The organism is Radiobacillus deserti, assembly GCF_007301515.1.
Lineage (GTDB): Bacteria > Bacillota > Bacilli > Bacillales > Amphibacillaceae > Radiobacillus > Radiobacillus deserti.
Map to the genome: position 1 here is coordinate 2859755 of NZ_CP041666.1, position 26947 is coordinate 2886701.

The window sequence follows — 26947 nt, forward strand, 5'->3', positions numbered from 1 at the left end:
TACCAAAACGATACCAATTCATCTTCAAAATATTAAAAGGTGGTTGTGCGATTAGAATTGCAAGTTGTACTACCAATCATACCCTTTTTCATATGAAAAAGTAGTTCAGTTAAAAGGTACAAATTTTAACTGAACTACTTACGTAATCATAATCTCTTTTCTTCTCCCTTATCCTCTATTTCTTGCAATACAATATTTAAATTTCCATATATTTGATCTACAATTGAAAAGTCGGTTGCTCCAATATAATATTTCTCCAATTCATCATGAAGCTGTTTAGCCTCTTGTAAATAAGATACTCCTTCTTGTATCCCGCGTTTATACCCTTTTGTATAGGTTTCAATGTCTGCACGATACCGCTCATCTGTTCCTGGTGTGACGCTAGTTTCGTACAAATCCACAATTTCGTCACCATGGCGTTCTGGTGTATATTCATGGGGTGCTGTACTGTCAAATACGCATACTCCGAGCTCGCGGATGATTACCATATCCACACTGTTCGGGTCAAATCCACAGTGGTACACTTCCACATCGAAGTGTTTTTGCTCTGCTGCTTTAGCTACTTTCTTCAATAAGGTTGACTTACCAGTACCTGCTCGCCCTTTAATAAAATAGCGTTTGGACAGATCTTCTGTTAAATTTGGAATGAAGTCCACCGCACCATCTGGTGTTGAAGCACCGAAAAAGCGATGTCTAGTCGTGCCTTCTATCTGGTTACTTTGCTTTTCCTCCTATTATTTTTTGAATTAAGTCTTCTGTCACTTCGTTTGCTTTTTGAAAATCCATTTCTTGAATATAAATAGCTTCCAAATCGTCATGAATACGTAATGCCTCTTTGAAAGAAGCGTAGGCACGATTGTAAGCCTGTGCTATTTGATGTTGATAGTGAAGGATATCCTGTTTATTCTTTTCCAATATCTCTGTATCCCACGCCACCCCTACATTTACATAGTGTTCTACCGCACCTGGTGCTTTGGGCTCCATAACATGTGGTGCTGTCCCGTCAAACACCCCAAATTTCAATTCAGGAATAATTAACCCATCTAAGGACGCGGGATCAGAGGAGCAATGAATGTTTTCTACCATATACCCTTTTTCTTGCCATGTATCGGATAACCTTTTGATTAAACTAGATTTCCCTGTACCAGGACCACCTTTTAAAATATATACACGATCCAATCCTTGAAGGTTGGATTCAAATAAATTATAGAAGCCTTCGGCTGTATTCCCTCCAGCGTAATAATGTTTTTCACTTCCCACCATGCCATCACTCCTTTTTTGCTCTATATGACATCCTATGTAAAGAGTAAGAAATGGGTGAATGCCTACGAATATTTTATTACCAATAAATTAAATATTTGATAATTATTAACATATTATTTACAATAAACTTGTAATCTAGTAGGAGGTTTATAATTATGAGAAGCACGGGTATTGTGCGAAGAGTGGACCAACTTGGTCGAGTTGTTTTACCTAAAGAACTGCGAGCAAGCTTCCAAATCGAAGAAAGGGATCCATTAGAAATTTTCACAGAAGAGGACAAGATTATTCTTCGAAAATACGAATCGAATTTAGCTTGTGCCATAACAGGAGAAATTTCTAATGAAAATAAAGTCTTTTGTAATGGAAAACTAGTTCTCAGTCCTGAAGGCATTGAATTATTAAAGAACGAACTAAATAGAACATAATCTTTTTTGGAGGTTGAGACAAAAGTATAGGAAGCAATGAAAAAACGAACAATAATAATTAGGAGCCTATACCCCGCTCCGGAAATATACGACGCTTTCCGCGGGCGGCTGGTGAGCCTCCTGTGGGGTCTCACCGATGCCTTTCCTCCCGCTGGAGTCTACGTATATTTTCGTAGCTAGTATAGGCTGTTGCTCGGCTTTTCGGCTTATCCTTTTCGTTATGTCCCAGCCCCTTTTCGTTGAATTCATGAGGCTTTCTAGCAATAAATAATGTCTAATTATGTTATACTTTAAGTAGTGTGTTTAGAAGGAGGAAGCTGTTTCATGGCTCAAACGTACGAAAATTCCCGACTGAAAGTATTCTCGTTAAATTCCAATCCAGACCTTGCTGCAGAGATTGCAGCCAACATTGGAGTAAAGCTTGGTAAATGCTCCGTGAACCAATTTAGTGATGGTGAAGTTCAAATTAGTATAGAAGAAAGTGTCCGCGGATGTGATGTATTTGTCGTTCAATCCACAAGCGAACCGGTTAACCAACACATCATGGAACTCCTCATTATGATTGACGCATTAAAACGTGCTTCAGCGAAGACCATTAATGTCGTTATTCCATACTACGGATATGCCCGCCAAGATAGAAAAGCACGTTCTAGAGAGCCTATTACAGCAAAGCTAATAGCTGATCTAATCCAAAAAGCAGGAGCAACCCGTGTCATTTCCATTGACCTTCACGCTCCGCAAGCACAAGGCTTTTTCAATATACCAGTTGACCAACTTATCGGTATTCCTATCTTAAGTGATTATTTTGAAAAGAAACAATTGGAGGACGTTGTAGTTGTTGCACCTGACCACGGAAGTGTAAAACGTGCTCGTCAGCTTGCTGAAAGGCTTAAAGCGCCAATTGCAATTATTGATAAGCGTGGTCCAAGAGAGTACATAGCTGGAGAAACGAACATTGTTGGGAACATTGAAAATAAAACGGTTATTCTTATTGACGATATTATTGATACTGGTAACCGTGTGTCTACAGGTACAAACGTGTTACGCCAAAACGGCGCAAAAGAAGTTTATGCATGTTGTACACATCCTGTACTTTCTGGCATGGCCATTGAAAAAATTAAAGATTCCGACGTGAAAGAATTGGTTGTAACCAATAGCATTTACTTACCGGAAGAAAAACGATTAGACAAAATTACACAACTTACCATTGCCCCACTATTAAGTGAAGCCATTATTCGCGTGTTCGAATATCAACCAGTCAGTCCATTATTTGAAGATCATAATTAAGCAAGCAGCTCCGTAATGAGCTGCTTTTATTCGTTAGAAAACATGTGATAGAAATGGTTATATATTTCCGCTTGATTTCTTTCGGAAGTTGGCGTGACAATACTCCACCCCATCCGGTCTGCAAACTCCCGATAGAGCTGTTGCATAGTAGATTGCTGATAAGACATCTCAACATGAACGGAACGTACATTGGCATCCTTCATTAAGCTTGCTGACATAAAATTTTCGTTGGCCATCATTTTAGAGGAAGATTTAGATTCCATTGTAATTGCCTTGTCACTTTTTTGAGAAGCTATGTTTCCATTTCCATGAAGCTCCTCTAAAGACAGAACCGGCAATGGAGGGATTGCTACTTCTCCGTGATAGTTAGGATGAATAAATGCCATCATTGCTTCCACATGAGCGTGTAGCATTTCCTGATTTAACTCCAACAAAAATCGAAGTGTCGGATAAGAGACCATCCCCTCATACATTCTCAGTTTATGAATCAGTCCTTTATGTGCAGACAAATGCTCTGTCATTAAACCTAAATCTATCGCTGGTAATGTCATATTCCTACCTCCCTATCCCCCATCTTATGTAACAGGATTCCATTAGGTTAACACCTATAGTCGATAAGATTTTCTATCAAATGACAACCCTTGCTTGGGGCAGTATAATTGCATCACACCGTAGAAAGGGCGTCATTGGGGAGTTGCCAAACGAATGGTTATCACCTTGCCCATTACTGCAACGATTGCAGCTCTAACGTACCTACTTATTTATCTGCTCTCATAATACAGAAGGAGAAACCAATACATGCTGGTTTCTCCTTCTGTATTCTTACTTTAATCGTTCTAGAAAATTTCCAAACCATTCTTCATTCAACGGCTGACTGAATAAAAATCCTTGTAGCTTATGACAGTATTTTTCCTTTAAATAACGATGCTGTTCCTCTGTCTCAATACCTTCCGCCACAACCGTAAGCTTTAGTTTTTCGGCTAAATCTAATATAGCGGATAAAATAACATCACTTGTCTTTTCCTCTAACTTACCTACAAACGTCTTATCGATTTTTAATGTATCAATTGGTAAGCTTTCTAAAGAATTCAAAGAAGAATATCCAATTCCAAAATCATCAATCGCCACGCTTACCCCTAATTGTCTTAACTGTTTCAGAATTTGAATCACTTTGTCTTTATTTTCCATAACCGACGATTCTGTAATCTCTAATTCTAACCATTTCGGCTCCAGCTTTGTTTCTTCTAAAATATTATTTACACGCTGTACAATAGCATTATTTTTTAATTGCAGAGCAGAGAGGTTTACCGATAGCTTTACTGGAGGATACCCTTGATCCTGCCAATACTTCGCCTTGTAACAAGCATTTCTTAACACCCAATTCCCAATCTGCTCAATAAGACCAATTTCCTCTGCGATTGGGATAAAGGTACCCGGAGAAATATAACCAAGTTTAGAGTGCTCCCATCGGAGCAATGCCTCCATTCCGACCATCTTTCCACTTTGATTATCGATAATAGGTTGGTAGTGAATCGAAAGCTCATCCCGCTTTAAAGCCTGCTGAAGATCCACTTCTAATCGAAGTCTCGTAGAAACTTCTGTCTCCATTTCTTCAGAATAGAATCGGAATGTGTTCTTCCCTTGAAGCTTCGACTGATACATCGCAATATCTGCCTGTTTCACAATCGTATCCACCGAAGAGTGATTCGCTGCAAACAGACTAATTCCGATACTTGCTGTAATAATAATACGGTGACCCTTATAATCGTAAGGTTCTGTTAGACAGGTCAGGATTTGTTTCGATGTCTCCGCTGCCTCTTGTCTATCTTTAATATGTGGAAGAAGGACTGTAAACTCATCCCCACCGAGCCGAAAAATAGCACCCTTAGCCTCCACACATTGCTGTATGCGGTAGCTGATGTCTTGAAGGATGACATCTCCAGCTTCGTGACCGAATGTATCATTGACATATTTAAAACGATCTAAATCAAAATATAGTAATGCTGACAGATAATCTGTTTTTTCTTCCATATATACCAACAAATCTTCTAGCTCTTTTTTAAACATTTTTCGATTCGGCAGACTAGTTAATTCATCATGGAAAGCTAAATGTCTGATTTGCTCCTCTTGTCTCTTTAAGTCTGTAATGTCTGTACCTACATACAAAACATGCATGCGATCTTCTTCTAAAGATATAATAGGAACTTTCCCATACTGGAACCATCGCATATTCCCTTGATAATCGAAGAAATACTCTTCATCCCGTAATTCTGTATTCGTATCCATTACTTCTCGATTAATCTCTAGCGTTCGTTCCGCACTCTTTAGATTAGGGTTAACTTCTGCTTCTGTTTTGCCTATCATCTCTTCCGGCGTCTGATTAAATAGGGACGCGTACTCATAATTTACTAGGAGATATTTTCCATCCCAATCCATCACATAGATTGGACTTGGATTGTTATTCACAACACGGTTAAGAAACCTTCTTTGTTGCTCCCGTAATAAAGTTTGTGCCTTGATATCTTCTCTTGCTTGCTCTAAATCCCTCATCATATCATTAAATTTGGAGGCAACAACTCCCACTTGTGACGATGAATCAATTCCTGTCACCTTTTGTGTAAAGTCTCCTGCACTTACTTGTTCCATTGCGTTAGATAAGGTTTGTAGCTGTTTTCTCGTTCTGGATTGAACCAACAAAAACACAAGCATTGCGAGTAAAGTAAAGCCACCAAGCATCATAATTCCGTACGGAAGATACGCCCGAACGATATGAGAGGGTGGATTGGTTGGAACAAAGCTAACAATCCCCCACCTCATACTAGGAATGTAATGATAAAAAGCATACATCGTTCGTTCATTTTCTAATGTTACCTTCATATGACCAGATTCTTTATTTAAAGCCTTTTCTGTAACTTCAGGATATTGATTCTCTTTTCCGAGTCTATCAATCTCCGAATCAAAGATAATCGAGCCTTGCTCATCTACGATATACGTATTAGGAAGTCCCTTTGCTGCAATCGACCTGCCGAGCACATCATAAAGCTTATTATCACCTAAACGAATGGAAAGATTGACAACTCTCTCCACTTTATTCCCCTTTAAAATAGGGACGGCGACCACGATTACACTGCGATTTGTTTTGGTTTGGACAATATTAGATATATATATAGACTTCGACTTGATAGCTTCTTGTACATAAGTACGATCCGAAAGGTTTTTCACAGGTGCAATATCGGAAGGATAAAAACCAACAACATCCCCATCCGCATCCACTACCGTCCCCCCATCAATCAAAGGAGATAAAACAGAAATACCTTCCAAGTATCCATTCACTTCTTCAATCGACTTCATATATAAATCCTTTTCTTTTTGAACCGTTTCCCCTAACTGCTGGAGATCTGACATTAATTGAGTTGCATCTGCTTCAATATCAAAAGTCACTTCATCCATTACTTCTTCAAGGTGATGGATGGTATTATGAGCAATCATGCTCTTTGAAACAAAAAACATCAAGACAAATAACCCCACCACAGCAGAAATAGCGACCATAATTCTAAGCCCAAATTTTTTAGATTTCCAATAGGATGATGAGTAATCCATGTTAGCCTCCATTTACAGACACAATTCGACATTAATATACTTTTATTATAGCACCATTTCCACAGGAGAAGAATTGTTTTTTTGGCAAGATTCTCTATATTTTCAGCCTATAAAGTGTGAATTAAAGCGAATAAGAGATTCGTCATTTTTCGACAATTCATTGTGGAGATGATGTGGTAGAGGTTCGTCCATATCTTGGGCATCTAACTGATTTTTTTGGTTTAGATTACTAATAGATTGATGTAGTCGCCCAAATTGTCAGGCAATCTCGCCCATTACTACTTCCCAGCCTATAAGCCCACTACCCCAAAACAAAGAAGGCTAAGCATATTCTGCTTAGCCTTCTTTCTATTATTAAATGGGGTTAGTTTTAATCTACTTTCTAAATGGAACTAATTGTTCGTTCATCGCTTGCGTTTGTGCATACACTTGTTTATACACATCAAACAGAGCTTGATAACGTTCAACGCGATCTGGATTTGGTTGATACGTTTTTGCTTGTTTTACAAACGCTTTTGAGCAATCCTGCAGAGATTCAAACCAGCCGCATCCATAAGCCGCTAACATCGCCGCACCCATTCCTGGTCCTTGCTCACTCGTTAACTTTACAACCTCCGCATTGAAAATATCTGCTTGCATTTGTAACCAATCTTCATTTTTTGCTCCTCCACCGATTGAAATAATAGAATCAATGGTTTTGCCACTTTCCCGGAATATCTCAATCGACTCATGCAGTGAAAAGGTTATTCCTTCGAGTACAGCGCGTACGAAGTGCTTTCGTTCATGCGAACTATCCATACCAATAAAGCTAGCTCGAATGTTAGCATCTGCATGCGGGGTTCTTTCTCCAACTAAATAGGGAGTAAACAGTAACCCATCCGAACCAGGAGAAACGGTATGAACATCTGCGACTAGTTCATCAAAGGACTCTTCTTTTGCAAATACTTCTTTAAACCAAGTTAAGCTGTACCCAGCGGAAAGGGTTACTCCCATCGTATAATAGGCACTTTCTTCTCCATGGTTAAAATAATGAACTTTTCCTCCGAAATCCTTATCATTGTTTTCTTCATAGGAAAGAACAACACCAGAAGTACCAATACTACATAAAGATTTTCCTTCTTCTAAAATACCGGAACCAATCGCACCACATGCATTATCCGCACCACCAGCAAACACTTTTGTGTCGACTGATAATCCAGTTGCTTTTGCCATCTCAGGAGTTAGTGTACCCACTTCTGCATGAGAGGCAACTAGTGGTGGACAAAGGTCAACATCAATATCAAGTTGTTCACATACTTCTGAACTCCATGCTTTGTTTGCAACATCTAACATCAATGTACCTGCTGCATCTGAATATTCCATGTGCAATGCACCGGTAAGCTTTAAGCGTACATAATCTTTTGGTAAAACAAACGAAGCTGCTTTCTCATAAATATGAGGCTCATTTTGCTTCACCCACAAGATTTTTGGCAAAGTAAACCCTTCAAGCGCTGGGTTTTTTGTAATGTCGAGCAATCGCTCTTCTCCAACCGCTTCATAAATTTGTTTACATTGCTCTGTCGTTCTCGTATCATTCCATAAAATAGCATGGCGAAGTGGTTCCTGATGTTCATCCAGTAAGACGAGTCCATGCATTTGTCCGGAGAAACTAATTCCTTCAATATCAACTACATTTCCATTAAAGGATTGAACCAGATCAGACAGTCCTGCAACTGTCTGATCGACCCAGTCCTGGGGGGCCTGTTCACTATACCCTGTCTTTTCTTGAATGAGCGAGTATGACTTGGAAACCTCTTGCACAACTGAACCTAATTGATCAACCAAGAGAATTTTAACCGCACTTGTTCCTAAGTCTACTCCAATTACGTATTTCATCCTGTCACCCTCTCCCTAGTATAGTTAGGGAATTATTCTGCATAAGCACGAAGTAAATACTGGTTAAGTGTCGCTTTTATGTGCTCAAGTCGTCCAGACTCGTGTTTGATTTCGTTAAGACTTAGCGCATGTTCTTCCAGCTTACGGAAGTCTGTTTTACCTTCTACGATGTCTTTTCCAACACCTTCCGTATAGCTTCGATAACGGTTTTCAATGACACCGTCTAATACTTTATCATCGATTAGCTTTTGAGCGACTTTATATCCTATTGCAAAAGCATCCATTCCGGCAATGTGTGCATGGAAAAGATCTTCTGGCTCGAAGGATCCTCTTCGTGCTTTCGCATCAAAGTTTAGACCACCGCGCCCTAATCCACCATTTTTAATGATTTCATACATCGCTAGCGTGGTGGAGTAAAGGTCTGTTGGGAACTCATCTGTATCCCATCCAAGTAATGGATCACCTTGGTTCGCATCAACCGAACCAAGCATGCCGTTTACACGTGCATAACGAAGCTCATGCTCAAATGTATGACCCGCTAAAGTTGCGTGGTTTGCCTCGATATTAAATTTAAAATGATCTTGTAACCCGTAGTGCTGTAGGAATGCATAGCCTGTTGCTACATCAAAGTCATATTGGTGTGTCGTCGGTTCTTTCGGTTTCGGTTCGATAAGGAATTGAGCATCAAATCCGATTTCTTTTGCATAATCAACAGCCATGTGGAAGAATCGACCTAAATTATCCATTTCTAATTTCATGTCTGTATTTAGAAGGGTTTCGTATCCTTCACGACCACCCCAGAATACATAGTTTTCAGCACCTAGTTCTTTCCCAATTTCTAAGCCTTTTTTCACTTTTGCAGCAGAGTATGCAAACACATCCGCATTGTTAGAAGATGCTGCACCATGCAAAAAGCGTGGATTCGTAAAGTTATTTGCTGTATTCCAAAGTAACTTTGTTTTACTATCTTTCATGTAATCTTTAATCATCGCAACAATAGTGTCTAGATTTTGATAGGTTTCCTTTAAGCTATCTCCTTCTGGTGCAATATCTACATCATGGAAACAGAAGTAAGGAACACCAAGTTTTTCAAAAAATTCAAATGCTGCTTCAACACGTGCTTTTGCAGCGTCCATTCCAGAGAATTTATCCCATGAGCGCACGGCAGAGCCTGTACCAAATGGATCAGAAAGGTCCGCAGTAAATGTATGCCAGTAGGCTACACCGAAACGAAGGAATTCCTCCATCGTTTTGCCACCGATTTTTTCTTCTGGGTTGTAAAATTTAAATGCGTATGGATTCGTTGATTTGGCACCTTCATAGTTAATTTTGCCAATGTTAGGGAAATAACTCATTTTGTAACCTCCTAATGTATTAGATCACGCTTTATAAAGCGTTTACATACCGATTCGCAAATGCTCCACTTAGGTATGTAAGATAACTTTTATTGTAAATGCTTTCATGACCTAATTATACCAATCTTATATTAGTTTGTCTATTACATAAACAAAGTTTATGATAAACTTATCGGGTGAAGAATTTGGACAAATAGTGTGAAGGCTTTATAATAAAAATCGTTAGCTTATACAAAAGCGGAAATGCCTTTGTAGCAACGGTTCGCTCGATTTCGGGTACCTTATCTGGACTTGACCATTTCTGGATCACAGTACCCGGATCCCTTTGAATATCCGATGTAACAACAAAATGAGGAGGAGTATTCATGAATCCTGCAGGCGGTGTCCTCTATAGAATACTAGAATGGATCACAAGGTTTGCCTATCTACATATATTATGGTTTCTATTTACATGTCTTGGTGGAATTATATTAGGAATCTTTCCTGCAACCATCACAAGCTTCGCCATCATTCGGAAGTGGCTACAAGGAAATAGTGACCTTCCTCTCTTCCAAACGTTTTGGGCCTTCTATAAAAAAGAGTTTTTAAAAAGTAATCTTTTAGGATTATTTATCGTAGTGGTGTCCGGGATCATAATCTTTAATCTCATATTCCTGCAATTAAATATTAGCGAGATGCTTCAGCTTAGTTCGATTCCATTTCTTGTAGGTTTAGTTGTATTTTTACTGTTTGTTTTTTATATTTTCCCAGCTTATGTTCACTTTGACGTATCTCTCTGGCAAAACATGAAAAATGCCTTTCTCATCATGCTCATCAGTCCTTTTCACAGTCTCATGATGATCATATGTTTAGGCTCCCTATACTTTGTGTATGATGCTGTCCCAGCTCTTGCCTTTATATTCGGTAGTAGTACGTATGCATTTATTTCCATGTGGCTCGCCAATGATGCTTTTCAGCGGATTGCTAAAAAGCAGAAGAACTCCTAGAATTTTAATGTGTTAATGATAAAATTAAATGTAAAGGTTTATCACCTTGACAACATGTAGAGGAGGAGATTAATAATTGACCAATCTAGTTAAGGATCGAACGTTAGTAGATACATTAACATGGAAGGAAATAGGTAGTATTTCGGTCATTTTCTTTTTGATAAGTTATATAATTTACTTCCTTAATAAGATTTTTAATTTTTTTCCTTGGTATGCGGAATCTATTGTTTTATTCATCGTTTTCCTCTTCATTGTGATTTCTAATAGTCGTACCAAAAAGTATTGTTCTCGTATCATCGCTAATGTTCAGCTTAAAAATCTAAACCATTATTTAACGGTTTTTAAATCATTCTTCCTTTTGTTTCTCTATTTATTATTCTTAAACGCATTAATTATCTCGTTTCATCTTGAACCCGATGTTAAAGTAGAGCTGCTAGAACCAAAAACTAATTCATTTATTAGCTATGTACTTGGTACTGTTTTTTTGAGTCCAATTTGGGAAGAATTTTTATTTAGAGGAATGATCTATTCGAAGCTAACGGAGGTTTTTTCAAAAAAAAGTAGTATTTTACTTAGTGCTACACTTTTTATGTGTATTCATCCTATTTCTTTGATAAATTCGCCGTATATCTTTTTGGTGGGTATTGTTACCTCATATACATATTCCAAAACGAATAACATCCTAGTTCCAATATTCATACACTCCATAAATAATTTCCTAACCATATTTTTAGCCTTTTAATATTGGCAAACTCAATTATTTAAGGAAAGCGCCTACCCATCCTAACAACGTAGTTCCCAAGATATATAACACCAAATCTTTTTTTAAGATAGTGTCAAAAAGGTAAGGTTTTCAAATCAAATATAAATTTCACCTATCCTTAATGAATAAATTACATATAAAAAAACTGAAGAGAGTTATCTCTTCAGTTTTTGGTATATTTATCAGATTGATCTCTCATATTCTTTTGTTGTTATATATCTCGTTGTATCAAATGAATCAATTTTGTACCCTGCTCCATTGTAAACATCAAAATGCATAACATACTTTCTTTTCACACTATATTCTCTGAAAACACGACTTTCTGAGTAAGTTCTGCTTCCACCAAAAGTCACACCGTAAACAGTAAACTTGGCATTTATTGCATATCCAGAACTTTTGGTTACTTTACCTAAATATTTTTTGCTTATAAGTGTTTGAGATTTTATATACCCTTCGTAGTGATTGCAAGTAGCACATTGAGGTTGGATAATGTTTTCTTCATTATTCGGGGGAGTTAATTTCGATGCTGATACGGGATTTCCTACGGTAAAACTGAGTCCAAGAACCATACATACAGAAAGTAAACTAAAAAAAACTTTTTTAAAATTCGGCATTTCTTTATAACCTCCAATATTTAGTTTTTGTTCCATATATTCACTTTACATTATTTTACCAAAAAGCAAATAGTATTCTGACTATTTTTAAAATTATTTTTAGTTCTTCACAATAATTAACAATAAACCATATAATTCATCATATCGTGTAGAGAAAATGTTTAGTCTCCATATATTGTTTTTAAAAAAAGACAATAAAAAGCATTAAATAATAGGGAAATAACTACTATTTAATGCTTTTCTATCTTTTGAATTGTTTAAGTAAATTAAATTATGCATTCCTTGGTTTGTACACGAAATAGTCAAAATCAGCGTGCTTGTGCTCTCCGGATGTATCCTGACATTGCATTCCTACGAATGCACCTGTAAAGAATCCTCCACCTTGAATATAGTCATCGGAAAGTTTGTAGGATTCAAACACGACTGGGATCGTCTCCCATTTATCTCCATCGAAGGAATAAGAATATTGGTACGTATTTGTTTTTACTTCTACACGTAAGTACACATACTCCACTTCATCCGGAACGACAATTTCATTCCCGACTAATGGTTGATCGAACGTAAAGTTGTCACAAGTCATCAGTTCCAAAATGCGTCCTTTTTCTTCATGCCAAGAGACTTGAAGAGATGTCCAGTTTTGCGTGTTGTAGTAATTAACTAGCCCGGCAGATTGCTGGAAGGTTTCAGGTTTAAAAGCTACTCTCGTTTCCGCCGTAAAGTTAAAATGTTGCCAACGACGAGCTACATATGCTTGGGTAAACTTCGAAGTAAGCGATTCTTTTCCATATAAACGTAAGTGGCCAGGGTTATCTTTTAAGGACACTGTATCTTCCCCAAGCGGAATTCTTAACGTCTGGAAGTTTAGGTTTAAGGTTGCTGAATCAAAATCATCTTTCTCTGGATAATCCTCTTCCCATACAACTTCCTCAATAGCTGGTCCTTCCACTTCTACAGATGGTTGATTTCCACCCACTACATACGGCCAGTCATTTCTCCACTCTAATCGTTGGATTGCTGTTTCCCGGCCTAATGGACAGAATCCTCTTGGATCTAACAATGGTTGCCCGTCTCTCGGTAATGGACGACCTGTTAAATGAACGAGGAACCACTCATCTGTATGAGTTTGTACGATGGAAGAGTGCCCCGCCTTTTGTAAAGGATTTCTCGGATATGGCATGGATGTGATTAACGGATTTTCTGGATGTACTTCATATGATCCCCATAAATCTTTGGAACGAGCAATCGTTGATTGGTGATCATATTTCGTACCACCTTCAGCTGTTAGTAGATAATAGTAGCCATTCAGTTTATAAAGGTGTGGTGCTTCTGTTAGCATGACATCTGTTCCTTTAAAAATGACTTTCTTTTCCCCTACTAATTTTTCTTGCTCTACACTATACTCTTGCAGGACAATGCCATAGAAACTGTGATTTGTTATACGGTGATCCCAAACCATATTGACAAAGTACTTCTTGCCATCATCGTCATGGAATAAGGATGGGTCAAATCCTGAGCTATTCATATGGATAGGCTCGGACCACTCTCCATCAATCGTGTCACAAGTAACGAGATAGTTATGGCAATCCTTCCAGCGACCATCGGTTACTTTTACATCTGTATAGATCAGCCAAAACTTCCCATCGCTATAGGAAAGCGCAGGCGCCCAAATTCCACCCGAATCGGGATTTCCCATCATATTTAATTGGCTTAATCGATTAAGTGGTCGAGAAACAAGACGCCAGTTTTTTAAGTCCTTTGAATGATAAATCCCTACACCTGGAAACCATTCAAACGTGGATACCGCAATGTAATAATCTTCTCCTGCTCTACAAATACTCGGATCTGGGTTGAACCCCGTTAAAATTGGATTTTGAATCGTTGCCATGCTTTTCATCCTTTCCGTTATAGATGGTATGACTAAATTTAGTCGTTGGTATCTGCAAGATTGGAAAATAACAACGGCATCCGCACTGTAGCGAATGCCGTAGAATTCTGTCCAAGACTTTTATCCCTTAACAGCGCTCGCAGAAATACCTTCGACAATTTTGTTACTGAAGAATAAAAATGCAATTAAAATAGGTAGAATACTAATTACTAGTGTTGCCCCAATCGCACCCCAATCTGTCATATACTGACCGATGAAGTTTTGGATACCAACCGTCAACGTTTTGTATTTATCTGAGCTGATAAACGTATTAACAAATACAAATTCGTTCCAGTTATAAATCATGTTAATAATAACAGTGGTGGACATGACCGGAACTGTCATTGGTAAAATAATTCGGAAGAATAGCCGGTTAATAGAACAGCCATCAATAATCGCAGCTTCTTCTATCTCTTTCGGTAATGTGTAATAGAATCCGAGCAATATCATCATCGTAATCGGCAAATTATAGGCTGTGTACGTGATAATAATCGATAATGGATTGTCAATTAAATCAACCGTTAAAAACATTTTAAATAATGGAATTAAAGAAGAGTGTATCGGAATCATAAGTCCTACCATGAACAAGCCTAATACAAACGAACTTAATTTCCACTTCATTCGTGTGATTGCGAATGTAGCCATGCTTGCAAGGATGACAGTCAAAATAATGGCAACTAGTGTGTACCATACACTATTAAAGAAATAGACTGCGATATCGCCTTGCCATACTTTCACGTAGTTTTCCCACTTTAATTCCTCTGGTAAGGAAAGCGGTGGAGAAGCAAAAATCTCACGGCTATCCTTTAAAGAGAAGATTACGAGCCATATAAGAGGGAATATTTGAAATACCGCAACGAGTCCGAGACATACATATAAAATCGAGTAACCTAATTTATTCATTCTCCGTTCCCCCCTAGTACTGAACTTCTTCGTCTGATGCAGTTAATTTACGAATGAATACCGTAACAATCAACGTGATGATTAAAAGCAAAAATCCGATAGCACTACCGTAGCCAAAGTCATACGTTGCAAATGCTAATTTATACATATAAGAAGCCATTACCTCACTGGCACCACTCGGTCCCCCACCAGTCATTACGTAAATTAAATCGAAGTATTTCAAAGACCCAACAATCGCTAAAACGATGGTTACTTTGATAACCCCCATGATAAGAGGTGCTTTAATTTTGTATGCGATTTGGAAAGCAGAAGCTCCGTCAATTTTAGCTGCTTCCACTAAAGAATCCGGTATATTTTTTAACGCAGCGTAGTAAATCAAAATGTAAAATCCAGCATATTGCCATAGAATCGGAACAAAAATAGCGAAAAGAACGACTTTTGGATCCCCTAACCATACAGGTGGGTTATCTACTCCAAAAAAGCCAAGAATACTGTTCAAAATACCATTTGCAGGGTTATAAACTTTAATCCAAAGCTGTGCGATTGCGACAGAAGAAAGAAGCATTGGAATCAAGTAAATCTTACGAAGTAAATCTGCACCTTTAATTTTGGATGCAAGAATAAGAGAAATAATCAAATAAATAATTAAACTTAATGCTGAAAATATTGCTAATAAAAAGGAATGATAAGCACTTTCCCAGAACTTGGTGTCTTGAAGAGCTGTGATATAATTCTCCAAGCCTATGAATTCCATTGCGCCTATTCCGTCCCACTTCATGAGCCCATAGTAACCAGTGAGCCCTAGCGGAATATAAATTAAAATGCCGATAAGAATAAGTGCAGGCAAGGTGTAAAGTGCGATCATCAGTTTGTTGGACATCACTTTATTCATACAATTCAACTCCAAATCGTTTATTGGGTTTGAAAGGAAACTATTCCTTCTTCCCGCTGAGTACGTTTTATAATAAAATAAATGTTCTTATTCTATAAACCTATTTCCAAGGTTCGGTTGTAACCGTTTTCTTTTTATGCCTTATCATCCCCTTGAAAATACGTTTATCCCATGTAACTTAAGTTAAGAATATCAAATTACACCTCGTTTGTCTAGTCGATAAACTAAGTTTCGGAATAAAATTTTACCGCTTTCATTATCACGTGAGCATTTCAATATATGTCATAAATTCAAGGAGAATGGCAACTTTAAGTTTTATTGTCATTCAAAGACTTCTCATCCTTTTCAAGGTCTTAAGGAAAAACATCTCCTCAGCTAGTACCTATGGAATCACTGAATAGAAAAGCAAGCAATTCCCCTTTGGGTATCAATTAGATGAAATACTGTTTCTAGCAGATTAAAAATACAGGTCTTCACCCATTTCATCTAGAATCTGAGTCCTTTTCGAGTAAATCAATAATCTGATCAAGTTTCTTTCCCATCTCGCTTAGTTGATTATTTTTCTCTGAAGAGTTAACTAGTATTCTGCGGATAAAGTAAGTAAAGGAAACTGCGGTTAAGCCTATTAGAACGATAATGATCCCTAAATAAATAAGGGAAACTAAATTAAAATCTTCCATATTAAACCCTTCTTTTCATTTTTAATCCAATTTTACCACACGATTCAACAACCCGCTTCCTCACCTAAAACTAGCTAAATGAAAAAAAGGATAACTCTTCTATTAGAAGAGTTATCCTTTTGGTAATAACCGCTCTTATTCTTCTGCAGCTAATGCTTCTTCCTGAACCTTCGCAAATTCTTCAGGAGTCATTTCTCCACCGAATAAAGTTTGAATGGCATCTAAGTGAACTTGAGCAACTTCCGGGCTCATTTGAACATCCGCAAACAATGTAATGTTTGTCGCATTGTTCAATTGATCCAGTACATCAATGTACATTTGCGGAAGATCTACAGCTGAAGTATCCACTTTTGTAGCCGGAATTACACCAGCGTCAGTTACAGCTTGCTGACCCCACTGCTCTACAAAGAATTTAGCAAAGTCTTTCGCTTCTGCTTTTACATCAGAATTTTCTGCTACGAATAGACCAACACCAGGTCCGCCAACCCAGCTATTAGGATCGCCTTGACCATCTACAGTTGGGAAGTTAAAGAATCCTACAGAATCTCTAAACTCTTGTGGTACATCTTCGTTTGTTGTGTAGTTCGGAAGATCCCAAGAACCGATTAGGTACATAGCTGCTTGACCATTCATGAATAAGCTTTTTGCTTCTTGGTCAGATAACGCGTTGTACCCTTCGTTAAATGCACCAAGATCTACTAGATTTTGAATTTCTTCTGCAGCTTTTACAAGTGCAGGATCTTCAAAAGAACCAGAACGATTAATTGCATTTGTTAATGTTTCAGCACCACCGATACGGTCTGCTAAGTACATGTACCATAGTGAGCCTGTCCAACGGTCTTTGTTACCAAGCGCAATTGGAGCTACACCGTTATCCGCTAATGTTTTTACTACATTTTTGAATTCGTCGTACGTTTTCGGTACTTCTAATCCATTTTCTTCAAAGATTGCTTTGTTATAGAAGATTGGTGCGATGTTAAGCTCAAGTGGAAGACCATATGTTTTTCCATCTATCGCATATGCTTCTGTAGTTCCAGAAACGAATTTGTCTTGTAATCCACCTTCTAATACATCATTTAATGGAGCAAAAAGGTTTCCATCTACGTAAGGAGTTAAGAATCCTGCTGCCCAAGTCATCCCTACGTCCGGAAGTTTACCAGAAGAAGATAAAACTTTAAGCTTCTCTTTATATTGCTCATTTCCAAGAATCTCTAACTCAACTTTTACATCTGGGTTGTCTGATTCATATTGATCTACAATTTTATTAACGATTTCAAAGTGGTCCTTAGAGCTTCCTTCAGGCCATAAGTGCATAAATTCAATAGTTTTCTTGTCGCCGCTGTCGCCGCCATTGTCACCAGATGCTCCCTCTTCATCTCCATTGGAACAACCTGCTAATACAAGTAACACCGCTGCTAACATTGAAAACCAAAGCGCAACTGTTTTCTTTTTCAACATCCTCATTAAACCCCCTTAGGTTTGAAAGCGCTTCATGTAAACGCTTTATTTTTACTTCTTTTATAGAATAGCAAATATTTTCTTGTTTGTCTACTGGATAAACTAAGTTTATAATATAAATTATATTAAAAAAGTCCTAATAGGGGTCTATGACATTTTTCTTAGCTTCAAAAAGAATCTCCATTATGAATTAAGAAAATCAGTGATATAATAAATGGTAATTATTCTTCATCATTTATCATTTACAAGTTCCTTCTATTACTTATCAACTTTATGGTCATAGCTCCAAAGAAGCTCTCTTCCCCGCTATAGGAGGACATTTTAATTGTTTAAAAATGAAATCGATTTCTAAATTTTTTATACAACAACGAAATGATGAAAGCAGAGGAGAACGTGATGAACATGGAGACCAATCAGACGTGGAATCAATATGTAGTGAAAAAAGGAAACAAATCTATTGTACTGGAAAAGATTATCCAGTCCTCCCCTATCTCTCGTGCAGATATTGCACAGCAAACGGGATTAAATAAAGGAACTGTTTCTTCCTTAGTTAGTGAGTTACTAGATGAACAATTAATTTATGAATCTGGACCGGGAGAATCAAGTGGTGGCAGAAGGCCCGTTATGCTGCTCTTTAATCAAGTAGCTGGGTATTCGATTGGGATTGACCTTGGAGTAAACTATTTACTTGGAATTTTAGTAGACTTACAAGGTAATATCGTAAACGAGAAAAAAATTAATTACAATCAATTGACCTACGAGGAGATAGAGAACAAGCTTTTTGAGGTGGTAGATCAGCTAACCGCTTCTGCGCCACCAAGTCCCTATGGAATTGTAGGAATTGGCATAGGTGTACCAGGTACTGTGAACAACCAAGGAGAAGTTATGCTTGCTCCTAACCTGGGCTGGAAAAATGTTCACCTCAAATCCATTCTTGAAAGGAAATACGACATTCCTATTACAATTGTGAATGAGGCAAATGCTGGTGCTTATGGAGAAAAACGCTATGGAGCTGGCCTTAAACATAACAATATTATATATATAAGTGCAGGAATCGGGATTGGTGTTGGCCTGATTCTGGATGGTAATCTTTATACTGGCAGTCAAGGTTTCTCAGGAGAGCTTGGTCATATGACCGTTCAGGTGAATGGAAAAAAATGTCGCTGCGGCAATGAAGGCTGCTGGGAGTTATACGCTTCAGAGCAAGCCTTGTTGAATCAAGCACAGGAACTTGATTTAGTGAATGGGAAAGAGTGTCAGTTAGATGACTTGCTTGAACTAGCTAAAGATGGGGATAAACAAGCCATTGAACTATTCCAAAAAGTTGGAGATTATTTAGGAGTAGGAATTAATAACATTATTAATATATTTAATCCAGATCAAATTGTAATCGGAAATCAATTAGCAGCAACCAAGGAATGGATTCTCGACCCGCTGAATGAACGAATTACAATCAATACACTGTGGTATCAACAAAACGGGATTGATATTCATTTTTCAAAATTGGGGATTTATCCTACAGCATTAGGAGTATCAGCGTTATCCTCAGAGAATTTCCTTAATGTTGATTTAGAAAAGAAAGCCTTAGAAGTATAAACGGATAAGAACGCAAGCCAAGATTTGGTTTGCGTTTTCTAGTAAGCTGCTTTCCCAAAAAGCATGAGGCTGAGACATAACAAAAGGATTAGCCGAAAAGCCGAACAACAGCCTATACTAGCTCCGGAAATATACGTAGACTCCTGCGGGAAAAAGGCATCGGTGAGACCCCACCGTGCGTCAGCGCGAGGAGGCTCACCAGCCGCCCGTGGAAAGCGTCGTATATTTCCGGAGCGGGGTATAGGCACTAATGATAATGGTTCGTTTTTTCATTGCTTCCTATACTTTTGTCCAGCCTCTTTCCAAAAAAACATGCTGTTCCCAATAACGAAACAGCATGTTTTTTGAATTAAAATAACCATAATAAATCTACGATACCCCAGTAAGCAGGTTTTACGTTATAATTTGGATCAAACGGCATCGGAGCATCTTTACCCGGTACCTCCTGATCGTTAAACCGGTCATCTAGCCATGTTTTATCATCAGCGACTCCCCATAAAGTAACATTACTGATTTGGTCATCCATTTCTTCAAACAAATCAAATATTTCTTGATAACGTTGGCCTTGTAAGTCTAAGATCTCTTGTGGAATTTCCTCGTACGACTTATATTCGCCAGACGGTGGGTATGGATAAACACTCATATCCAACTCTGTTATTTGATTATCTAATCCGAGACTTGAGAATAATTCGATGGATTCCCTAATGGATTCAACACTTGGCCATGCTACATTAATGTGGGTTTGATGACCAACACCATCGATAGGGACACCTTGATCTAACATCTCTTTCACTAAATCATACAAGTATTCCCTCTTAGGGGATTCATTCGTGTTGTAATCATTGATATATAGTTTTGCATCTTCTCCTGCATACTTTCTAGTCGTTTCAAAGGCAACTTTGATATAGTCAGTTCCCGTAATTTGATACCACTTAGATTCTCGGAGTCCGCGGTCATTCGATGCATATGGATCAATGACTTCATTGACAACATCCCATGCATCTACTTCGTCCCGGTATCTTTTCACCACTTTTTTAATATGTGTTTCTAATCTTTTTAACAGCAATTTCTTATTCTTTTCGCGCTGCTTCGGATCTGTTTCATCCACCATTTCATTTCCATCTTTGTCTTTAAAAAACCAATCTGGTACTTGGTTATGCCATACTAGCGTGTGAAAACGCAAATCCATATGATTCTTTTCAGCAAATTCTACAATCTTATCTGCTGGACCCCAGTTAAATTTACCCTCTTCTGGTTGTAGGGAAATAGGTTTCATGACATTTTCAGCTACAATACTATTATAATGTTTATCTACTATTCTACCTTCTATTCCCTCCAGCTGTTCTGGCTCTACAGCTACACCAACCGGAAAAGAATCCTCATAAAAATGATGAATGGAAGGAACCTTTAATGCGCTAATTGGTCTTTCATGAGCGGATACTTGATTCATCCCAAATGGCATCAATAAACTTAAAGCTATTCCTGCAACCAGTGTTTTTTTCAACTTTCCTTTTACCATATCTCCATCTCCTATCTTTTTTGTAAGGGCTTACAAATTATTATTTTAAAAAAGAATGATGCTTGTCATCCTTGTACAAAAGTATAACATCCTGAACTTCATATATCCATCGAACAAACAAAGATTTCTGCTATATTAAAGAAAATGATATATTCGTAGCAGAAAAATATATAGATGCTGTATGAGAATAGTAGGATAACCCCCTTCTAAACTAGGTACAATGCCTTATAAAAAGGATGAGTGTACACTCATCCTTCCTCGATTATCCCTGAACTTTTCTTCCAGTCTTTCCTTACAATGATCGAGGTTACTTACTTTACGGCATCCAAATCTTATAATTTCCACTCAATGCTAGTAAAGCAAATAAATATAAACAGTTATCATAATACCGTCTATTACCAGTGCGGACAGGTGTATTCCAGAATAATTCTACGCATTTTTTTGCATTTTCTCCTCTTGTAGCAAGAGATGCCATAGCATTAGATGCAATTAATCCGATTGGATGTAGCGATTTTTCATCGAAAACCTCGCCTGCTATGGTATATCGTCGATAATCCTTTGGGTCTTTTTCAACGAAAAAACGTTGAATGTTTTCTGCTATTTCTGTTGGACAATTCTTATCTTGAAACCATTCATAAATCAAGCCCAATATTGCATGCCACCCGATAGGAGTCACTGAAAAAATGGCCATATCCATTTTCATCATTTGGTGTCCCATCATAATAGGCATACTCAGGGGCCAATCCCGTTTTTGGATGACAGGCTATTTTCAAGTAGTTTCTACTCGCATCTGCAGCTTCCTTCCAAAACTTTCGATCCCCTGGGACTGCCCAGAGGGAAAACAGTTCATAAAAATGTGGAACATGGTAAGACGGATTAGAAAACTCAACTCCTGGTACGAATTTAATTAATTTATTTTCCAGATTCCACATCGGACTTCCTATTCCATTTTCTCCTTTGTGAAGACAAGTATACAACACAAATCCTTAGCTTGTTTCCTATAATTGAACGGCTCCTCCCCTTCTCCCCAGCGATGCGATGCAAAGAATAATGCTAATGCAAAGTACTCTTCTCCATCAGATGCAGGTCCAAATGAGCGTTTTGAACCGTCTGGATTACATGACCACGCAAAATATCCGGAATGCTCCCCTTCTTCCATAAACATATTTCTTTTTGTCCATTTCCACAGTCGATTAAATACGTCCTTTTTTCCTAGTTGAACAGCCATCATCATTCCATAAGACATACCTTCTGTCCGAACATCTAGGTTTCCTGTATCTAAAATATATGCTTCGTCCGTACCTACTTCAAAGTATATTTGAGTTTCCGGATATTGTTCAGAGAATAAGAGATTCCATGTATCCTCTATCCGTTTGTTAATTTCAGCTTCCTCATACCCGTATTCTTTAAGCGGATTACTGTATGATTTTTCTTGCAAAATGGACTCTGATTTCATTACGTAACCTCCTCAAAAGATCATTTCAAACTACTTTAAAATTCGGCTTATTCGGAATGAAGTGAATTGGAAGTAATGGAAATAGCTGCTTTAGCTCCTTAGTAACATACCTCATGCCGGGTTCTTCACTTTCCGCATGACCAAGTATGATTAGTGCCTTCTCTTTCCCAATTGCATTTGAGTCTCGTACATATTCAGGTGCCTCCCACTCGTGTCCTTCTCCATAAATGACTAAATCTAAGCTTTCCTCCTCCATAAGGGGAATAACCTGATTTCCTCCCCCTCGAAAACCACAAAACACGCCAACTCGTGTCACTTCCATTGAGGTATTCCCAACAATACGTACAAAATTCAATTCTAATTTTTGTTTCACATGCTCTGCGATTTCACGAACAGATAATTTGGGAAATTTCAGTACGGTTGCCACCGGAAAAATTTTTTCCACATAAGGCTCCCATTCAAGTGATGAAAGGAGTCCGTGTGTGATACCATCTGGTTTATATTGATGGATATAGTCATGAAACCGAAAAATAGCTAGGCCCGAATCGTTAATCAGCTTGTATTTTTCATCATAAACGACACCTTGAAAAGAGTTACTTTTATCCCAATGACTAAAAAAAACACCTTCATGGGTAATCAGCAAATTGGTCCCTAGTCTGATTGCTTCTTTAATAACATCGCAGGTAGGCATAAAGGCTACTGCAATCCCTGAAACCTCCGTCTTAGGTGAACCAAACTTCAACGTATCAACAGTCTCCTCTAGTATCCCTACTGGTTCGATAAGCTGATTTATAACATCTTGAATTGTTATTCCCACCTTACATTCCCTCCATTGGACTTTGCCTTAAAAAATAATTTTCCAATCCAATTTGAAACGCCATCCTTTTCAGGCTTTAAATTGGAACCAGTGAAAGTCAAAGTTACTTCCAGGCAGAAACAAAAAGGTAATCTGTTGTAAACCCGATACGTTTTCCAGCTCATACACACGTTCCACTGGTTCATCCGAATACGTAAATTCGATTATTTGCGTGTGCTCTTGTTCATCACTAGAAAACTTCACATGGATTGTGTTTTTCTCAATTGGACACTTCCCTTTCACAACTAATTTCGTTGCACTTACCTTTGTGAAGTCCATATCATGAAACTCTAACGAAACGTTATTTCCAATTCCATCGACACTATGCTCACTAATCGTAAAAGTATCGCCATAAATATAATCACTTTCAGTAGCATTAATTTGCTCAAACGCACGGCTTTTTTTCTCAAAGGAAAATCCCTTGATATGCACTTTTTTATGAAAGACAAAGCAAATGGATGTTATGCCTTTTAATCGTTTTGACAATCGGTAGGTTTCTTCTTGATATACGTTCCATTTAGATGGCTTTTGGTAAACCACATTTCCAATTACTTTACTGTCTTTTTCACCTGGCATTCCTTCCCAAATTTGTATCGGATGTTCCTCGCTCGATAATGCAAATATCGGGATTGTAATGGTGTCTGAACCGTATTTACCAAAATCTATATCATGAAAGCCGACTTGTGTCTCACCATCTCGACTTGTAGCGACACCACGCTCGTTTCCATTTGTAACTTCACCTTTACTATAATCATAGAGTCCTGCTGAAATAAAGCTGTACGCACTTTTATATGCCGGTCCTAATCCTTCTGCCTTAAACTCTAATTCTGAGATAATCCTAATCTTATCGGTTCCATTTCTACTGGTACACCGAACACGAAATTTCCCGTCTCCTAGTGCCGTTAGCTTAGCTTCTTTTCCCTTCGCTTCTACTTTTGAGATATTAGATTCCATTCCCCCATCAAGCACAACGCTCCACTCCACATCCGGATAGGTTGTAGTTTCTGGGTACAGCTTGGCATGAACTATTATTTCCTTTTTGTTCGGATGAAACTGTTGTCCATCACTAGTTACAAGCTCTATCTTTCGAACTGGAATCTCTTGATCCGTTCCCATAACAATGGGCATGTCTTGATTTTTAGTAGTTGCAGAAACCCCTTTACGATTCATTCGCTCTGCTGGAAGTGAATCAAATTCTAAGGTCTCGCTTTCTAATCCGTTCGAACGGACAACCATTTTTATAGTACCTGGCTCTAACGTTGTGCCAATAATCGCCATCAATTTGCCACTAAATAAACGTCTACTCTTTCCCTTATAAGCATCATAATCAGTGCTGTCTCCATTATCTAACCCAAGCAAACGTCCCACACCAGTTACCTCGACGTGAACCCGGTTTGTTGCATTCTCAACTGGATTGCCTTTTTCGTCCTTCGCTGTAATTTCAACAAATAGGAGATCTGTTCCATTCGCTTTAATTTGTCTGCGATCAGCGTGTAAACATATTTTCTTCGCGTCCCCAAAGGATTTTCTCGTATCAATTGCAATGGTATTCCCTTTCTCATCATAAGCAACTGCTTTTAACTCACCTGGTTGATAAGGAACCTTCCACCATCCGACTAGATCTGTCCCATGTTCATGGTTAATATCTTGAGTCCCTATCTTTTCCCCATTTAGCTGTAGCTCTATTTTGGGCGCATTGGAACATACACGAACATCAATGATTTGTCCCACGTTAAAATCCCAATACGGGAAGAGGTGCACCATTGGTTTTTCCTTGTAATCTGTCCAGGCTGCTTGGTATATGTAATAAGAATCCTTCTTAAACGTAGCTGTTTCCACTTGTCCCAAATAAGCACTTTTCGTATGATACGGAGTAGGCTCGCCAATATAGTCAAATCCCGTCCATAAGAATTGCCCTAAAGAAAATGGAGTATCTCTTTCTGCAATAATACATGCCTCAGCTGACTTTGCTCCCCAGCTTGTTGGGCTGTTACCTAGTGCAGAGCATTGTTCATCATCATCAGCTAAAATCGATTTTTCAAACGGAAAATGGTAAATTCCTCGACTTTGCACTACCGAAGCTGTTTCACTCCCATAAATAACCCAGTCAGGATGCTCCTCGTGATGCTTTTGATAATACTTTTCCGCATAATTATAACCAGCGACTTTCACGATGTCGGCACACTTTTGTGCATTTTGCCAAGGCATGAAATTAGAGCCTATCGTAATTCGAGCATTTTCTTTCGGGTCGTATTTTTGAACTTCTTCCATGAGCATTTTGGTTAATTCTTGCCCACGCTTATCCGCATGGGTGTCATAAATTTCGTTTCCGATGCTCCATAAAAGCAGGCTCGGATGATTTCTGTCGCGCATGACCCAGCTTTTCACATCAATAAGAGCCCATTCTTTAAAGAACCGAGCGTAATCATAAGGCGTTTTCGACCTTTCCCACATATCAAAGGCCTCGGTAACAACTAGAAATCCCATCTCATCCGCTACGTGCATTAATTCTTTTGCCGGCATGTTGTGAGCAGTTCGAATTGCATTCACACCCATATCCTTTAATAGCTTGAATCTTCTTTGCAATGCACACTTATTAAATGCAGCTCCAAGTGCTCCTAAATCATGGTGCTCACAAACGCCTTTTAATTTCGTCTTTTTCCCGTTTAGAAACAACCCTTCATCGGGATCTAGCTGTATAATTCGAAAACCAATGCGTTGGGACACTGATTCTATGACCTGTTTATCCGAACCGATGTGTAGTTCCGTTTTAAGCTGATAAAGATTTGGGGTTGTTATACTCCACAGATTAGGATTATTCACGAAGAGTGTTTGCGAATTACGAATAACATTATGGCATGGATCCGGTTGGATGTGTTCCGAGCTAGTAGCAAGTTTCTGCCCTTTATACATGATGGTATGGGTTAATAGAGCATCCGCATTTAGGTTCAACTCTGTATCCACTTCCACCTGCCAGTCGTTATCCGTATTTTTCATAGAAACATAGATACCATCTGTTACAATGTGGCTATGATTTCTCGTTTTAAGCCATACGTTTCGATAGATTCCTGCCCCAGAATACCATCTGCTATTTGGAGCTTGATGAACTACTTTAACAAGGATTTCATTCTCTCCCTCTACTATTGCTTCTGTAATATCATGTTCAAAAGAGGAATATCCATTTTTCCATTCCCCTATATATTGTTGATTTACGTACAAGGTAGAATCCATATAAACGCCATCGAAACAAAGTAAAATTTGATTATCAATTTCTTTTACTAAACATCTTTTGCGGTACCAACCAATACTATCCTCGTAAAGATCCAGCGTATTATAGATGAGCCAGTCATGTGGTAGATCGACTGGCTGAAAGTGAAGATTTTCCCTACTGGTTACTTCTAACCCACTTTTGGCGAATTCCCATCCATCGTTAAAAAGTACTTTCCTATTCATGTTTGGTGCCCCACCTTCTTCTGTAGCTACTAAAGGGTAGTT

At 38.2% G+C, this 26947-nt stretch carries 18 protein-coding genes and 2 pseudogenes; 5 read left to right on the forward strand and 15 right to left on the reverse strand.

Annotated elements, in window-relative coordinates:
* Positions 1-146 precede the first annotated feature (146 nt).
* A pseudogene (locus FN924_RS15140) lies at positions 147-1263 on the reverse strand (PRK06851 family protein).
* Between the two features lie 155 nt (positions 1264-1418).
* On the opposite strand from FN924_RS15140, the gene FN924_RS15145 reads away from it, so the two are divergent.
* A complete protein-coding gene (locus FN924_RS15145; RefSeq protein ID WP_143895908.1) occupies positions 1419-1688 on the forward strand; it encodes an AbrB/MazE/SpoVT family DNA-binding domain-containing protein in 270 nt (89 codons plus the stop codon).
* A 324-nt stretch (positions 1689-2012) separates the two neighbouring features.
* Positions 2013-2975, forward strand: a complete 963-nt coding sequence (locus tag FN924_RS15155) for a ribose-phosphate diphosphokinase (RefSeq protein WP_143895911.1) — start codon at positions 2013-2015, stop codon at positions 2973-2975.
* 26 nt (positions 2976-3001) lie between these two features.
* Here the strand turns inward: FN924_RS15155 and FN924_RS15160 are convergent, their stop codons facing one another.
* From FN924_RS15160 to xylA, 4 genes are all read right to left on the reverse strand, one after another.
* The gene (locus FN924_RS15160; RefSeq protein WP_143895913.1) at positions 3002-3526 is read right to left on the reverse strand and encodes a hypothetical protein; all 525 of its coding nucleotides are present in this window, start codon (positions 3524-3526) and stop codon (positions 3002-3004) included.
* A 271-nt stretch (positions 3527-3797) separates the two neighbouring features.
* A complete protein-coding gene (locus FN924_RS15165; protein ID WP_158634034.1) occupies positions 3798-6575 on the reverse strand; it encodes a bifunctional diguanylate cyclase/phosphodiesterase in 2778 nt (925 codons plus the stop codon).
* A gap of 375 nt (positions 6576-6950) precedes the next feature.
* The gene (gene xylB / locus FN924_RS15170) at positions 6951-8450 is read right to left on the reverse strand and encodes a xylulokinase (RefSeq protein ID WP_143895917.1); all 1500 of its coding nucleotides are present in this window, start codon (positions 8448-8450) and stop codon (positions 6951-6953) included.
* Between the two features lie 32 nt (positions 8451-8482).
* Positions 8483-9805 (reverse strand): xylose isomerase, encoded by a 1323-nt coding sequence (gene xylA / locus FN924_RS15175; protein ID WP_143895919.1) that lies wholly within the window; start codon positions 9803-9805, stop codon positions 8483-8485.
* Positions 9806-10170: 365 nt separating this feature from the next.
* On the opposite strand from xylA, the gene FN924_RS15180 reads away from it, so the two are divergent.
* Together FN924_RS15180 and FN924_RS19905 are read left to right on the forward strand one after the other, a co-directional pair.
* Positions 10171-10791, forward strand: coding sequence for a YesL family protein (locus FN924_RS15180; protein ID WP_143895921.1), 621 nt, complete (start codon positions 10171-10173; stop codon positions 10789-10791).
* Positions 10792-11044: 253 nt separating this feature from the next.
* Positions 11045-11533, forward strand: a complete 489-nt coding sequence (locus tag FN924_RS19905) for a CPBP family intramembrane glutamic endopeptidase (RefSeq protein WP_407692024.1) — start codon at positions 11045-11047, stop codon at positions 11531-11533.
* Between the two features lie 203 nt (positions 11534-11736).
* Here the strand turns inward: FN924_RS19905 and FN924_RS15190 are convergent, their stop codons facing one another.
* From FN924_RS15190 to FN924_RS15215, 6 genes are all read right to left on the reverse strand, one after another.
* Entirely contained in the window at positions 11737-12204 is a 468-nt protein-coding gene (locus tag FN924_RS15190) for an LMxysn_1693 family intestinal colonization protein (RefSeq protein ID WP_143895925.1), read from the reverse strand.
* Between the two features lie 235 nt (positions 12205-12439).
* Complete coding sequence (locus FN924_RS15195; protein WP_143895927.1) at positions 12440-14053, reverse strand: glycoside hydrolase family 43 protein; 1614 nt, start codon at positions 14051-14053, stop codon at positions 12440-12442.
* Between the two features lie 120 nt (positions 14054-14173).
* A complete protein-coding gene (locus FN924_RS15200) occupies positions 14174-14995 on the reverse strand; it encodes a carbohydrate ABC transporter permease (RefSeq protein WP_143895929.1) in 822 nt (273 codons plus the stop codon).
* Positions 14996-15008: 13 nt separating this feature from the next.
* Complete coding sequence (locus FN924_RS15205; protein WP_143895931.1) at positions 15009-15887, reverse strand: carbohydrate ABC transporter permease; 879 nt, start codon at positions 15885-15887, stop codon at positions 15009-15011.
* A gap of 482 nt (positions 15888-16369) precedes the next feature.
* Complete coding sequence (locus tag FN924_RS15210) at positions 16370-16567, reverse strand: DUF4083 domain-containing protein (protein WP_143895933.1); 198 nt, start codon at positions 16565-16567, stop codon at positions 16370-16372.
* Positions 16568-16702: 135 nt separating this feature from the next.
* Entirely contained in the window at positions 16703-18025 is a 1323-nt protein-coding gene (locus tag FN924_RS15215; RefSeq protein ID WP_143895935.1) for an extracellular solute-binding protein, read from the reverse strand.
* A 402-nt stretch (positions 18026-18427) separates the two neighbouring features.
* On the opposite strand from FN924_RS15215, the gene FN924_RS15220 reads away from it, so the two are divergent.
* Positions 18428-19621 carry an ROK family transcriptional regulator gene (locus tag FN924_RS15220; protein WP_143897244.1) on the forward strand — a complete coding sequence of 398 codons (1194 nt, stop codon included), beginning with the start codon at positions 18428-18430 and terminating at the stop codon, positions 19619-19621.
* Between the two features lie 349 nt (positions 19622-19970).
* Here the strand turns inward: FN924_RS15220 and FN924_RS15225 are convergent, their stop codons facing one another.
* The 4 genes and pseudogenes from FN924_RS15225 to FN924_RS15240 form a co-directional block, all read right to left on the reverse strand.
* A complete protein-coding gene (locus FN924_RS15225) occupies positions 19971-21140 on the reverse strand; it encodes an endo-1,4-beta-xylanase (protein ID WP_143895937.1) in 1170 nt (389 codons plus the stop codon).
* A 316-nt stretch (positions 21141-21456) separates the two neighbouring features.
* Positions 21457-22596, reverse strand: a pseudogene (locus FN924_RS15230) (glycosyl hydrolase family 8).
* A 25-nt stretch (positions 22597-22621) separates the two neighbouring features.
* Positions 22622-23413 carry a Nif3-like dinuclear metal center hexameric protein gene (locus tag FN924_RS15235; RefSeq protein WP_143895938.1) on the reverse strand — a complete coding sequence of 264 codons (792 nt, stop codon included), beginning with the start codon at positions 23411-23413 and terminating at the stop codon, positions 22622-22624.
* 69 nt (positions 23414-23482) lie between these two features.
* Complete coding sequence (locus FN924_RS15240) at positions 23483-26905, reverse strand: glycoside hydrolase family 2 TIM barrel-domain containing protein (protein ID WP_143895940.1); 3423 nt, start codon at positions 26903-26905, stop codon at positions 23483-23485.
* Between the last annotated feature and the right edge of the window lie 42 nt (positions 26906-26947).

Bases quoted from the DNA above. Each gene is read 5' to 3' on its own strand.
- FN924_RS15205 (WP_143895931.1), bottom strand. From the start codon at position 15,887: ATGAATAAAGTGATGTCCAACAAACTGATGATCGCACTTTACACCTTG.
- FN924_RS15190 (WP_143895925.1), bottom strand. From the start codon at position 12,204: ATGGAACAAAAACTAAATATTGGAGGTTATAAAGAAATGCCGAATTTT.
- FN924_RS15160 (WP_143895913.1), bottom strand. From the start codon at position 3,526: ATGACATTACCAGCGATAGATTTAGGTTTAATGACAGAGCATTTGTCT.
- FN924_RS15195 (WP_143895927.1), bottom strand. From the start codon at position 14,053: ATGGCAACGATTCAAAATCCAATTTTAACGGGGTTCAACCCAGATCCG.
- FN924_RS15220 (WP_143897244.1), top strand. From the start codon at position 18,428: ATGGAGACCAATCAGACGTGGAATCAATATGTAGTGAAAAAAGGAAAC.
- FN924_RS15165 (WP_158634034.1), bottom strand. From the start codon at position 6,575: ATGGATTACTCATCATCCTATTGGAAATCTAAAAAATTTGGGCTTAGA.
- FN924_RS15225 (WP_143895937.1), bottom strand. From the start codon at position 21,140: ATGGTAAAAGGAAAGTTGAAAAAAACACTGGTTGCAGGAATAGCTTTA.
- FN924_RS15200 (WP_143895929.1), bottom strand. From the start codon at position 14,995: ATGAATAAATTAGGTTACTCGATTTTATATGTATGTCTCGGACTCGTT.
- FN924_RS15240 (WP_143895940.1), bottom strand. From the start codon at position 26,905: ATGAATAGGAAAGTACTTTTTAACGATGGATGGGAATTCGCCAAAAGT.
- FN924_RS15180 (WP_143895921.1), top strand. From the start codon at position 10,171: ATGAATCCTGCAGGCGGTGTCCTCTATAGAATACTAGAATGGATCACA.
- FN924_RS15155 (WP_143895911.1), top strand. From the start codon at position 2,013: ATGGCTCAAACGTACGAAAATTCCCGACTGAAAGTATTCTCGTTAAAT.
- xylB (WP_143895917.1), bottom strand. From the start codon at position 8,450: ATGAAATACGTAATTGGAGTAGACTTAGGAACAAGTGCGGTTAAAATT.
- xylA (WP_143895919.1), bottom strand. From the start codon at position 9,805: ATGAGTTATTTCCCTAACATTGGCAAAATTAACTATGAAGGTGCCAAA.
- FN924_RS15145 (WP_143895908.1), top strand. From the start codon at position 1,419: ATGAGAAGCACGGGTATTGTGCGAAGAGTGGACCAACTTGGTCGAGTT.
- FN924_RS15215 (WP_143895935.1), bottom strand. From the start codon at position 18,025: ATGTTGAAAAAGAAAACAGTTGCGCTTTGGTTTTCAATGTTAGCAGCG.
- FN924_RS15210 (WP_143895933.1), bottom strand. From the start codon at position 16,567: ATGGAAGATTTTAATTTAGTTTCCCTTATTTATTTAGGGATCATTATC.